This is a genomic window from Micavibrio sp. TMED2 (assembly GCA_002168225.1).
GTDB lineage: Bacteria > Pseudomonadota > Alphaproteobacteria > TMED2 > TMED2 > TMED2.
This window is the reverse complement of record NHBH01000009.1, coordinates 675,698-688,316: the sequence shown is the minus strand read 5'-3', so window position 1 is coordinate 688,316 and position 12,619 is coordinate 675,698. Positions and strand designations below refer to the sequence as shown.

The following is a 12,619-nucleotide window of genomic DNA, read 5'->3' as shown; positions in this document are numbered from 1 at the left end:
CGCACGGCTCAATAAAGAACGGGCGGCGCATCACCGGTTATTGCCTTGATGTCGCTTTTGTTCGCCAATACCCATTCCACATAATCCCGGGCACCGAAACAGACATCACCCGCCCGGTTGTCCTTCCAGAACTCCATGATGCACTTGTCCATGTGGTCGCAATCCTGACATTCAGAATTGTTATTGCGCATGACCTGTCGGCGGAGATAGCGCCTGCGCTCCGGCGAGGTCAGCACCTGCTCGAAATCCTGCTCGAGGATATTGCCGAATACCCGCATGAATTCCTGCCAGCCATTATGATAGTCAGGCAGCACAAAATCCCCGTTGGGCAGGAGAAACAGCGTTTGCCCGGCGATATTGGCCAGCAGCGGGCTTTCCGACTGGTGCATGATAAAACGCAACTGGCCGATCTCGGGAACGGCAATACCCTCACCTCGGCGTTTCAGCCAGTGCTCGGACAGGCCGATCATGAAGTCGCAATATTCACGCATCGTCGGCGCAAACTCATTATAAGCGCCGGAATCATTCTGCTCGTTCCACATGAAGGGCAACCAGCTGGTTTCCGCGACGCCGATATCGGCGAGGTAATCGAGGGTCGCTTCCGGTCCCTGATTTAGCAATTCGCGGTTTACCACGCTGATGGTCGACAGCCGCAGGCCAGAGGCAACCACAGCACGAGCACGCTCGTCCCAGCGCTTCATATAGGTCTTGCCGCGCATCATGCCGTCATAGGAACTCTGAACCTCGCCTTCGCCATATTTGTCGAACAGGGAAAACCAGTCATCCTTGACCCCGACCAGAGCCGTCAGGACCGTATGCTTGGTCCGATACCCCTCTTCCGGGCAGAAAACACCATTGATGCTGTCGGCGGCCGATTTGAAATAGGGCTGGCCCATCGATGTGGGCTCACCGCCGTACCAGTAGCAGACGATGGTTTTTTCGCTGATCTGCTGTTTCTGATAATAGCGATCGACCTTGATACAGGCATGGGTCAGATCCTCCACCGACATGATGGATTTATCCTTGCGTTGCTCAAGGCTCAGATAGCAATGCGGGCAGCGCAGCTTGCAGAACAGGCTCGGCATCAGGGTAAAGACGAAATACCCCTGCTCGATGCTGACCAGTGGATTGGACTGATTGGAAAACCGGAGACCGGCTTCGGGCAAGGCCGTGCTGGCTTTGATGATCCGGTCGGCAATCTGGTTCATTGAGAGGGCAGCCCCATCTGCGCAAGGCTAGCCGGCGGCCTGATCACCATCGCCGGTATTCTGGTTCGCCTGTTGCTCAACCAGTTCCTTGATGCACTCGCCGGTAAAATCATGGATTTGCGTCATCATACGGCGGGCAAACTTCTCGAACTCGGCCTGTGATCCGAACAGGGTATAGAAATCCTGCCGCAGCCGATCCTTGAAGGCATCAACGAAAGCCTGATCAGAGAGCAGCATCAACCGATCCTTGATATAGGGATCACTGACCTGAAACTCGGTTTCCTGACCGCGGAGCAGCTCGACAAACAGATATTCGAGATAGTTGGTCACCGGCGCGATGAACTTGCCGAAATTACCTTGCGTCAGATAGACCGCAGCGAAGTCCCGCAACCGGTCAAAATAGGCACCATCAGCCTGTTCGCTATGTTCTTGTGGCGGCAGGAGCGAGAGAGAAAATCCGGCATTGGCCGCAACCGAAACCAGATACTTCGCATCGATATCAGATTGCTCCGCCGGTATCTCAAGAATTACCTCAACCCCGGCCAAACCGTAGGAGATGATGACATCCATCAATGTCTCATCAATATCACCGGCATCGGCCTTGTAGATCAGCGAGATTTCTTCGAGCCCGGCTGGCGGCGTAAAGCTCTCCACATCAACTTCAACACCGTAAAATGCGGTTGATGAGGCATCACCGGCTTTACCATCGACAACATCACTTAAGAGCATAAATACCTTGCCGGGTTATATTTTTAGCGCCAGCCACGTGAACCATGGCATGCACCATGACAAGCACCGTGACAATTGCTGTAGCAGGTGAAAGCACCCCCACCCGAGACATTCGGTGCTGCGCCAGAGTTCACATCTGTACTATCCTGGTTTGCAGCTACCTGCCATTCGCTGAATGGCTGACCGTCAAAATACTCATCCGACAGCGTGACACCGTTACGGGCCAGACGTGAGGTGAAGACATCAAAGCTGGCGCTCACCGCTTCACGAACCGTACGCTTGCCGAGCGCGCTGGTGATTGCCTGATCCAGTTCAGGAGAGACAGCATCGTCGCCGCTCAGGTCGACCTTGTTCTCGCTCGCGGCCTGCGCCATGGCGCTGGTGGCAACCAGTGCAATCGATGTGGATACAGCAATCTTGCCAATGCCAAGCGCTGAAGATGTGACCCCGGACGACTTGTCAGAGCCAGCCCCATTTCCGGTATATTTAATATCGTCAGGCACCCTGCACCCCCTTGCAACAATCTATCTGGCCCATTTGCCCTGAGCAAAAATCATGAGCACGCAGATAACAAAAATCTAAAACAAGTATACCGCACAACGCACGGCATGCCCATTAAATTCTATTTTTACGCCATCCCCGGCTCACACCGTTTCTTCAGCCACTGGACGGTCGAGCGCAATGGTTTGTGGCGTTTGTTTCGATAATAACAATTCAGACGCCAGCTGGAACAGCTGCTGCCCGCCTGAACATTCGCCCGAGCCGTCATCCATCATGCTAGCAAGACAGCCGGATGAGCATATCTTGCGGAACGAGCAGGTTCGGCAATCCCATTGGCGCTCCTTGCGGGCTGCGGTGAAATCGGGAAATGACAGAATCTCGGTTGCCCGCTTGTTGTCGACTTCAGAGGTAACTGCGGTGCAGCCCGCCTTGTAGCCATTGGCATCGATGGTATGGAACTTGGTATCGCAAGAGCCGGACCAGCAGCCATAACCGCCAGCCTGCCCCGCATGCAGGCGCTCGACACTCTGGAACAGCCCGTCCAGCGGTGACACATGCAGCCGGTCATGGGCCTCGACCACATGGCGCATCTCCCGATAACGCCAATAGGCCCGCATGAATCGGCCCATGGCCGCAGAGTATTCGGCATTATCGAGGCCAACCCGGCCCCAGTTCTCGCGCGCATAGCCGGTTCTGGTAACCCGCTCCAGATGTACCCGCTTGACCCCATGCTCCTCCAGCATCTGGAAGAACCGGTACGGATCACGGAAGTGCCGGACAAAAGTGCCGGTGAATGTGATCACCATATAGGGGTCAAGGCCATCGGCCAGCAGCCGTTCGAAATTGGGCCAGAACTTGCGCTCATAGGTATCGTTCGATGCCGCATCACCGCGACGCATCAGGCGTATCTTCGGGTCCCATGACACCCCGACCTCGCCGCCGAAATGGCGCTTGTAGACCGGTACCCAGTCATCGCCATAGGTCATCAGGTTGGTCTGGATACCGTGCTGCCATTTGAATTGCGGTCCAGCCTCCTCAACCGTATGGATCGCATCATCGAGCCACTGGGCACCGAACATGGTAGGCTCACCGCCATGCCATTGCAGCATGATGGTCGAACCCTCCGGTGCAAACCCTGCCACCTTCTCCGGCACCGCCTTCAGATCATCCATGGTCATCCGTTTGGGATTGGACGGGATGAAGCAATGCTCGCAATGCAGATTACAGCCCTCGAAGACGCGGAGATAGACGAGGTGATCAAAGGCAGGGGCATAGGGCAAGCGTCCGGTCATGCGGCAGCGCCCTCCCCGTCCCGGTTCTGATCGGCCAGCACGGCGGCATAGATATTGGTCGCCTGCGAGTACTTCTTCTGCAGTTCCAGATTGTGATCCAGATAGGCATGAAGCGGTGCCACGCCCTGATCGGCAATAAACTGGCGGATATGGGTCAGGAATGTCTTATAGCCCGAGCACTCAACCTCGCCATCGGGTACACCGTTCGGCGTGATCGGGCAGCCGGAATGGCACCAGCTGCTGTTCTCGCAGCCCTGACAATGGCTGCGTTTATGCCCATAGGCCTGCATCCGCAGCCATTTGCGCCGGAAGGCGTTGGTAGCAAAGCCCTTATAGCCGCCCTCGACAGTGCCGTAATTATCCTCGACCGTGGATTTGTCCGGGCAGTTATTGAGCGAGCCGTCAGGCTCCACCACCACGAAATCCGACTGACAGGTGGTGCCCCAGCGATCGCCGGGGGCCTCGAACAATACGCCCATGATCCCGGCCATGACGGCACCGATCACCGGCGCAGCACCGGTTTCGTCCATCCGCTTCATAACCGCATCGAACAGTCCGATCAGGAAGTAGGAATGCTCGAGGTTATTGGGCCGGTCGTCGAAATAACCCTGATAGGCATTATAGCGGTCGAGATTGACCACATCGAAATCACGGTCGACGAACCACTGGATCAGATCATCCTCGCGTCCCACCTCGTTGCGGGTCGGCACAACGCCGGGCACCACCCGAATGTCGTGCCCCCGGACCTTGTCCACCTTCTGCATCCAGAGCTTGTGGTAGTTCTCGACCGAGCCCTTGATCTTGCGCTGGCTGAAATCGAGCGAGGAACCGACCTCCCGGCCACAGCGGTCGATAACCCAATCGGTATATTCATCGCGCCATGGTATCAGCGAGGTCTGGATTGCCTGCATGTGTTTCGGCAGGACACGGTCGAGGATATCACCAGCCGCGTAATACCAGTCAACCGGCACGGTCAGTGGCTCGCCGCCATGCCAGAGGATCAGGGCACCCTCCTTACGCTGGGCGCGGACCATCTCGCCGATCAGGGTTGCCGCCTGTTCGAGCGTCTCAGGCGACATGCGGAACTTGTTGGCACGTACGACCTCGGGCAGATAGCAATGGGTGCAGCCCACATTGCAGTAATTGGTCGGCTTCATATAGGCGACTATCATGCCGCCACCCCCGGCACCGGTTTCATCGTCCGGCGCACCTCGTCAGGGTTCAGGCCATATTTCTCAATCGCGCCATCGGCCTCGCCGTTGCGCACGCTCTCCTTGATCCGGTCAAATACCATCATCCAGGAGTGGCAGTAGTGGAACTTGCCGCCGAGGCCGTGATTGTACAGCACAGCATCACGCATGCAGCCGCCTTCGCACTCACCAAAATGGCGACAGCTCTGGCAATCCAGCGGCAGGTCAACCCGGCGGCGGCGGATCATGGCGGCAGCGCGGCTCTTCATCAGCTCGGGCACAGTCATGTCGTTCAGATTGCCGAATTTGAACTCCGGATCACCGAGATCGGCAAATTCCGAACAGTTATAGGTATCGCCATTCGGCTCCAGCCCTAGGAAATGGCCGCCACATGAGCGGGTCCAGGGACAGCGCGCAACCTCAAGCGCAATCACCTTTTTCAGCATCTCGTCCAGTGGCGTGATGACGAAGACCGGCAGATCGACAATCCAGCGGTTATAGAGACGCAGCAGCATCTCACCATATTCGCGCGGGCTGATCATCTCGCCATTGCCCTCGTCGCGGCCGGCCGGATAGCGATAGTTGAAGCGCAAATGCGGCCCCTTCTCACCATAGGCGAGACTGCGCTCATACATGGCATCGGCCATATGGGCGGTTTCAGAGGTATAGGTGCCGATGATCTTCGGGTAGAAGCCATCATCGAGGACTTCTTCCAGACGGTTGTAGAACAGCCGGGTATAAAGCGCCGCCGAGCCACGATAGATGCGGTTGGTCTCGTCCGGATCAAAGGATGTGGAGACCGAGCCCTTGAAGATGTCCTTAAAGACGTCATACCAACGCTTGTGATTATAGCTCAGCAGGTTGGTCTGGATCGAGAAGTTGAGGTTCGGGTTCGAGGCCCGGGCATACTCCCAGGCCTGCTCATAGAACTCGGGACCGAGCAGCATCGGCTCGCCGCCATGCCAGATGATATAGGCCTGATCGGTCAGATAGGGGCCGATGCGATCGAAATAGCGCTTGAAATCATCAAGGGACCATTTGGGCACACCGTCAGGTGGCGCACTGCAATAGGTGCAGGCGGCATTACAGACCTTGGTCGGCTTGGCTATGACCGTTGAGATCACCGGCCCATCACTCCCCGGGTGCTTCTCCGTCGATAAACACTAGCGTTATCAACTGACTGAAAGTGTGACAGAAACCGGGGCCGCACGCCATGGTTTTCGGAAAACTGGTACCATGTGCAGGATCAAAGCCTTGTGATGTCGCATGAAAAAACGGCCGGAAACAGATCCGGCCGTTTTGATATGTCGTCCTGTATGACGTCGGCCCGTCGCCACGATACCTTAGCTTGGCTCGCAGTAAGCGGTCACAACAGCAACACCGTTATTGATGGTACGCCAGCCTGCATCGTTCTTCTGGCGGGCACGCATGTTAAGGTTGCCACCAGCGCTCATAAATACCTGAACCTCGGTATTGTTATCATAGGCACCGCCGCTCAACAGGGCTCCGGTAGCGGGGTTGATCGTACCGAAGCTCGACACCCGACCACCATCCGTTGTTGTAATGTCGGTAACCCCGATCATGGTCGGCGACAGCCACCATGCCGGCGTGGCGACATAGAGACGGTTACCACCCGGACAGGTTGCCGCAGCACCGTTGTTGAAAGAGTTGCCGACACGGACCACCTGGCTGCCGATCACATGGACCTGCAGGGCATTGCTGAGCCAGGTATTGCGACCACGCAGGAAGATGTCATCAACATCAAGCACACTGCTGGCCGGACCAAGTGGTGAACCACCAAAGGTACCTGTACCACCATTGTTGCCAATCTTCACACCGGTGGAGTTGCCATTGCCCCGAGTATTCACCTGGAACTTCACATTGCCACCATCACTCATCTGCAAGAGTGAACGGTCATTATTGGCATTACCACCCAGCATACGAGTTTTGACGTTGTTGGAATTGTCGCGCAGATCGAAAAGGCTCTCCGTGCCGCCGGCATTGCCACGCATGACAACACCCACATCCGTTCCGTTTGGATTGCGCAACTGGAATTGGCTTGGTGTGTTATTCACCCCGGTTACAAGCAGGGCACGCTGGTTACCGTTCGGGCCATCCATCTGGATTTGAGCCTGGTTGCCATTACCGCCACCCAGAATGCGTACTTTCTCGGTCGCATTGTTATCGATCAGACGAAGCTCCGAACTGCCACCATTGTTACCGGAGAACAGCCGCACTCGTTCCTGACCACCACCTTCATTCCACATGGCCAATTCAGTTGAAGCCGTATTGCCCTGAGCGGTGACAGTAAAGCGGCGATCATTACCAGCATCACGGGTTTCAAGAATGCCCGTACTGCTCTGGTAACGATAACGAAGATCATTATCAGGCTCCCGAATCTCGAACCGGGTATCGCCAGCATCAACGAAGCTGACAATACGGTTATTGCCACCGGCATCCTGAATGATTGCCTGCGCATTACCCCCGGCAGTGTTGACCATGAAGCTGCGCGTATTATCACCGGCAATACGATGCTCGATACGATCAACCCCGCCGGTATCGCGTATTACAGAGAAACTGTTATTGGCGTTGGTAACTTCATTCCGGAAACGGACACGGTTCACGTTATCGGAAATGGTGGTCGCACTGGCAGCACCTGCATATTCATCGGCAAACCGGTTATTGGCTGCCTCATCCCGGATCATTACCCGACCATTATTTGCATCATCATAAGCAGCAACAAACCGCTCCTGATCTGCAGCCTGTTGGCCACGAGACCGGATTGCAATTTGCCCCTGGTTGGGTCCGTTATAGCTCTGCTGATAGCGTACAGCAGCCGTACCGGCAGCAGCACCAGCGGAACGCGCAATAACAGCACCATTGTTGCCATTATAGGATGCAACAAAACGCTCTTCATCAGGATCCTGCAAGGCACGATCACGGATGGTCAGACGCCCTGTATCCGCAGCCGCATAACGCATTTCGTAGCGCATGACGTTGGTTTCATCATTGGCGACAACATTGCCACCAGCTGCTACCGCTGTTCCCGCTTCATTGAGGCCATAATCCTGACGGTACCGAGGCGCAACAGCATTATTATCAAAGACAAGGCTACGACCAACACTGGCATTTGCTGCCGCGGCAGCACTTACAACACCGTAATCCTGCTGAAATCGGGGGGTATTAGTATTATCAGCCATGGTCATTCGCCCCACCACGGGATCCAGACCAGCAGCATTGTCAAGATCTGTACCATATTCCTGACGATAGCGTGTGTTACCACCCTCATCATTAAAGAAGGTAAAACCTTGGGTACTCTGATAGGCATGACGATAGCGCTCAATAGCCCCCTCATCACGAAGCACAATGTTACCCGCAGTAGCATCTGCAACATTTACATCGTTGAGACCGTAGTTCATCTCACCGCGGCGATTGTCTACAAAGGTTGTGTCGCTACCAATAACCACCTGACCATCATTATCCCCGTCAAAGGTCAGAAGTGCACGCTCATCCCCGTCATCATCATATGCCTTAAAACCGGGATCTGTAGAGTCAGCAACATCAACAAGAACACCAGCGGCGGCAGGCGCTACGGCAACTGCATCGAGAACATTCAGGCCAGGATTACCTGGATCATCTGCCAGACCAGAGTCTACAATCGCGCGACGACCATTGGGGGTTTCTCTATTGATCGCCTCCAATCGCTCCAGAGACCGGACACGGTATTCAGCATCAATGGAACTTACTATAGCATCATGTGCCTGTATGCTGACATTACCACGATTGTATGCAGTGGTTGCGACACCGTTTACATTCCGAGAGTTTACGGTATTACCAAAGCGAACAACATCACGCTCAGCACCACCAGCAAATGAATCAATACGGTCAGGACCTGTATCAGCCACATCGTATGGGCGCATATTAGCCGTGATAGGATCAGGCGCAACTCCTGTATCAGCCATATCAGGGTTACCTGTCGGTGCAATCGCTCCGCCACCATTACCGCCGCCGATTTGACGAACATTACCAATGCCGAAATCATTGGCATTGATATTGGCATTCATCTGTTGGGCATCAGGCTGCCCAGGGACAGGATTGCGGTATAAAAAGTCCGCAGTGACACCACCTTCTCCAAAGAAAGCAACCGAAGCCAATCCACCTTCACCAGGGAGGTTGTCTACATCCCCCATCTCTGCCGCATCCATTTCCCAAGCGCCATAGGCCCCTTGGACAACATCATTGGCATATAATGGTGTTGAATCATCTTCCGGGCGAAAACCACCTTCGTTACCAATCGCCGAAGCAATCTGTGCCGCAATGCGCGGCTCAATAACATCACCACCTTGCGTAACTACCTGCACCCGCAATTGTGGAGCATTAGAACCAGGTACAGGCGCGATCGCCCTGACCGAAATCCTGTAGCTTTGGCCAAATGGGTTAAGCCGGATACTTGGTGGCGCTGTAGGTGCGATCAAACGAGGATCGATATAGTCTTCATTTATTAGTGCATTATTCGGGATTTCGACCCAATCGGTCGCCCCCTGCAAATCATTAGCCAGATCCGCACCACAAGTAGCAGCCTGGCAACCAGTATTCTCCAGTTCATCAGGATCATCTCCCAGAACGATATCTGAATACTTATCCCGGACATATGCATTGGCAGCATCGCGCACTATCTGCATTTGTTGTGCTGCGGTCTCTGCCTGAACCTGGGCAATATTTTTCACTTGCAGATCGGCAATTATGCCCAAACCGACACCAAGCGTTGCAACGCCAAGAATCGCTTCGGTCAAGCTTATACCTGATTGCTTATGATTTTTGAAAATATCCATTTTCCCCTACCCTTCGCTCAACCGTCACATACATCTGCAGCGGAAGCATCCAATTCACCATAGCACCGAATATACACAACAGAGCCATTCGGCACAAAACCCGGCAACAAACCAAAACTTGCACCATTCATTACAAGTTCAGCTGCCTGATAACCACGCGTCGTAAATCTACCGCCAGAATTTATACCAATATTTGCAGACCCCTGGAAAATATCGCTAAGCCCCTGACGGAGTGAGTCCCGATCAAGCTGCGTAGTCGTCAGTGTGGTCATATCAAGCCATGCGATCATGGCACCGACTTCCCCTGTAGTGTTACCAGCAGCATCAATCTTCTCGAGCAATCTAATCCCATAATTTTCTGATGGCACAAACAAGGGCGGATAAAACGAGGTTCGTGTCAAACCTTCAGCTATCGCATAGGCACTCGTATCCAGAAAATCCCCAAAGCTTACCCAATCCAAGTCCCATTGCGAAGCTGCTGGGTTGCTGCCATCGTCAAACTCAGCAACAAACTCTCCTCGGGCAGCATAAGTAGGCTCAACTTGGTATTGAGCAATCATCCTGCTCACACCCGAGATCATCATACCAAATTCATTACCCTTAGCGTACGAAGCAGACTCGTAGGGCTTTTCAAAGGATGATGGCTTTAATGTTGATTGCTGATAAGCCCCTGCATTTTGCAAAATGAGAAAGCTCGCAGCCAAAAACAACATTATCAAAACTGGATACATGCTGAAATGCGCCCCCCATGACGCCTAACTCAAATCCAAGCCTTATAATCCCAGAAAAACAATGGATCATACAACTAAAATTTAATGAATTTTATACACTAAACGCTAACGGTCCCGGTAGAGGGTGTGGGGAGAAGGTGGCAGAAACGTGGCGGGATTGGCAAAATTGTCGTGGTGGCTGGGGTGGTTTCCGATGCACGTCTGGCGGTTTCAGGCCGTGTCAGCCGCCGCAATAGGTATTGTCGAGGCAGACGACGATGGCCGGGGCGTTCTGGTTTTCACGGGTGGATGGCAGGTCATGTATCGTACCAAAGCCGTTGATAACGTTTGGCTTTGAGAAATCCTGTGTCAGCAACTGGCCATTGCGCAGCAGGCCGACCGGCACATCGCCGCCAGCGGTCAGGCGCAGCCCGAAGGCAACATCAACCGCCCGCACATCCGGCGGCAGATAGGCCGGATTCACGAAGGCAACCACAGCCCCTACCCCATCAATCCCACCCGGCCCGGCATCGGAATCGGCCGGTTCCCGCGCCGGCAGGAGATAGGCCTGCCACGGCATGGTCGGGCGATAATCGCGCGGCAGCACCGGGGCGTAACGCCGGTTCCGGTCGAGCTGATCAACCCTGATCGCATCGGGATAGCGGGGCAGGCTCTCGGGAAACTCCGCCAGTCGCGCCATCACCGCCTCGGCAAATACTGACATGCTGTGGGCATGAACCTCGGCCTCGGCGGTTCGGGCGGCGGCACGCGGGTTCATGAAATCGAGCGGATCGAAGGCATCGCGGTCGCCAGGCATCATCGCCACCACGAGCAGGGTAATCACCATCGAAATCAGCAGCGTATACATCCGCCCACCTTTTTCTGCCCGATACAGCAGTTCCGGAGATAGCGTTACGCGTATTTCATAAAACCGTAACGCCGACTTTCTGTTACCATTGATACATCATGTTCAGCACCCAAGAACACCTTATTATCAGTTGATTACGTGAAACAGATGTCGTCGAGACCCAAACTGATCGAACAGCGTATTGATACCCCTGCCAGCGCACCGGCGCTGCCCATGGATTTTCCGGATATTATCGAGTTGTGCGACCGCGATTGCGATGGTGGCCATGTGTTCCCGGATCGTGACCGGTTCTTCTCCACCGCCAAAACCGGGCAGATGGTGATGCAGAATGAGCCGCGCGTTACCCTCGACGACTATCTCGACCGCTTCCTCGCCAATCAGGGCCATGCCGACCAGAAGCTTCAACTGATGGCCAGCACCGTCCGGGCGGGCCTGTCCCGTCGTGGCGCCTTTGCCGAGGCAGAGATGACCACCGGCCCCGGATCAAAGCCGGTGGTTGAGATAATCGTACCACGCAAAGCGGTCTTCGACGGCAATATGGCTGCTATCACGCTCGGCGAGCATATGGCTGACAAGCTGAGCCAGATGACCCCGGACATCGACTGGCAGGTCGCCTATGATGTGGTCTATCAGGCCCCGGCCAAGGATCCGAATGCGCCACCACCCGCGCCGCGCCGCCATCCGAAATATGGCAATCAGAGCCTCTACATGGCGACCGAGACCTTTGCCGATCCGGGCCGCTCGAAATACCTGATCGGGGTCGATGATACCTCGCGCTTCGGACGCGCCTTCCGCGACCTGCACCTGTTTGCGGCACAGAACGGCAAGGAGCTGCTCGCGGTTTCCGCGTTTCAGGCCTATGAGGCGGATAACCTCCGCCCGAGCGCACAGACCGTCTCCGAGATGCGTCGCAGCTTCGGCCCCGACGGGTTGGCCAAGCTGGATAAGGGGCTGGCGGCGTTTGGCCTCAACTGCAACGCCCTGACCGAAACCGAAATGCGGTTCTTCACGCAAGACCCGATGCTCGACGCCAAACCCGGCCAGAGCCGCGCCGATGCTGCCCTTGCCTATCTCGAGGATGAGGCGTCCAGACACCGTCTGCCGGTGCTGCTGCCACATAATGATGTGTTCATCCAGAAGATCGCCAATCGTGAGCCGGTCCGGTTCTCCGAGCGTCCGCGCATCGCCGGTGCCCAGCCAGCCGCCGTTGCCAACCAGCGCGAGACCGGCCCGTCAGCACCATCCGGCACCGCCAGTGGTCCCGGTATGGCTCCAGTTCCGGCATAAGA

Annotated in this window: 9 protein-coding genes and 1 pseudogene; 1 reads left to right on the top strand and 9 read right to left on the bottom strand. The window is 55.3% G+C overall.

The window, feature by feature from the left end; genetic code table 11:
* Positions 1-8 precede the first annotated feature (8 nt).
* From CBB62_14840 to CBB62_14800, 9 genes and pseudogenes are all read right to left on the bottom strand, one after another.
* Complete coding sequence (locus tag CBB62_14840; protein OUT39634.1) at positions 9-1,208, bottom strand: transcriptional regulator; 1,200 nt, start codon at positions 1,206-1,208, stop codon at positions 9-11.
* A 27-nt stretch (positions 1,209-1,235) separates the two neighbouring features.
* Positions 1,236-1,937, bottom strand: coding sequence for a hypothetical protein (locus CBB62_14835; GenBank protein ID OUT39633.1), 702 nt, complete (start codon positions 1,935-1,937; stop codon positions 1,236-1,238).
* A gap of 23 nt (positions 1,938-1,960) precedes the next feature.
* Positions 1,961-2,440, bottom strand: a complete 480-nt coding sequence (locus tag CBB62_14830) for a hypothetical protein (GenBank protein ID OUT39632.1) — start codon at positions 2,438-2,440, stop codon at positions 1,961-1,963.
* 222 nt (positions 2,441-2,662) lie between these two features.
* Positions 2,663-3,730, bottom strand: a pseudogene (locus CBB62_14825) (radical SAM protein).
* Positions 3,727-4,902: a hypothetical protein gene (locus tag CBB62_14820; GenBank protein ID OUT39631.1), complete on the bottom strand. Its 1,176-nt coding sequence runs from the start codon at positions 4,900-4,902 to the stop codon at positions 3,727-3,729. The pseudogene CBB62_14825 and the gene CBB62_14820 overlap by 4 nt, the downstream one beginning before the upstream one ends.
* Positions 4,899-5,867 (bottom strand): SPASM domain-containing protein, encoded by a 969-nt coding sequence (locus CBB62_14815; protein OUT39843.1) that lies wholly within the window; start codon positions 5,865-5,867, stop codon positions 4,899-4,901. Before CBB62_14815 ends, CBB62_14820 begins: the two co-directional genes overlap by 4 nt.
* A gap of 396 nt (positions 5,868-6,263) precedes the next feature.
* Positions 6,264-9,752: a hypothetical protein gene (locus tag CBB62_14810; protein ID OUT39630.1), complete on the bottom strand. Its 3,489-nt coding sequence runs from the start codon at positions 9,750-9,752 to the stop codon at positions 6,264-6,266.
* Between the two features lie 17 nt (positions 9,753-9,769).
* The gene (locus CBB62_14805; GenBank protein ID OUT39629.1) at positions 9,770-10,465 is read right to left on the bottom strand and encodes a hypothetical protein; all 696 of its coding nucleotides are present in this window, start codon (positions 10,463-10,465) and stop codon (positions 9,770-9,772) included.
* A 238-nt stretch (positions 10,466-10,703) separates the two neighbouring features.
* Positions 10,704-11,330: a hypothetical protein gene (locus CBB62_14800; protein OUT39628.1), complete on the bottom strand. Its 627-nt coding sequence runs from the start codon at positions 11,328-11,330 to the stop codon at positions 10,704-10,706.
* 147 nt (positions 11,331-11,477) lie between these two features.
* Here CBB62_14800 and CBB62_14795 point away from each other — a divergent pair, with 147 nt between their 5' ends.
* Complete coding sequence (locus CBB62_14795; protein ID OUT39627.1) at positions 11,478-12,617, top strand: hypothetical protein; 1,140 nt, start codon at positions 11,478-11,480, stop codon at positions 12,615-12,617.
* Positions 12,618-12,619 lie beyond the last annotated feature (2 nt).

Coding starts and splice junctions, on each gene's coding strand:
- CBB62_14840 (OUT39634.1), bottom strand. CDS start 1,208: ATGAACCAGATTGCCGACCGGATCATCAAAGCCAGCACGGCCTTGCCC.
- CBB62_14835 (OUT39633.1), bottom strand. CDS start 1,937: ATGCTCTTAAGTGATGTTGTCGATGGTAAAGCCGGTGATGCCTCATCA.
- CBB62_14820 (OUT39631.1), bottom strand. CDS start 4,902: ATGATAGTCGCCTATATGAAGCCGACCAATTACTGCAATGTGGGCTGC.
- CBB62_14815 (OUT39843.1), bottom strand. CDS start 5,867: ATGCTGCTCGGTCCCGAGTTCTATGAGCAGGCCTGGGAGTATGCCCGG.
- CBB62_14810 (OUT39630.1), bottom strand. CDS start 9,752: ATGGATATTTTCAAAAATCATAAGCAATCAGGTATAAGCTTGACCGAA.
- CBB62_14805 (OUT39629.1), bottom strand. CDS start 10,465: ATGTTGTTTTTGGCTGCGAGCTTTCTCATTTTGCAAAATGCAGGGGCT.
- CBB62_14800 (OUT39628.1), bottom strand. CDS start 11,330: ATGTATACGCTGCTGATTTCGATGGTGATTACCCTGCTCGTGGTGGCG.
- CBB62_14795 (OUT39627.1), top strand. CDS start 11,478: ATGTCGTCGAGACCCAAACTGATCGAACAGCGTATTGATACCCCTGCC.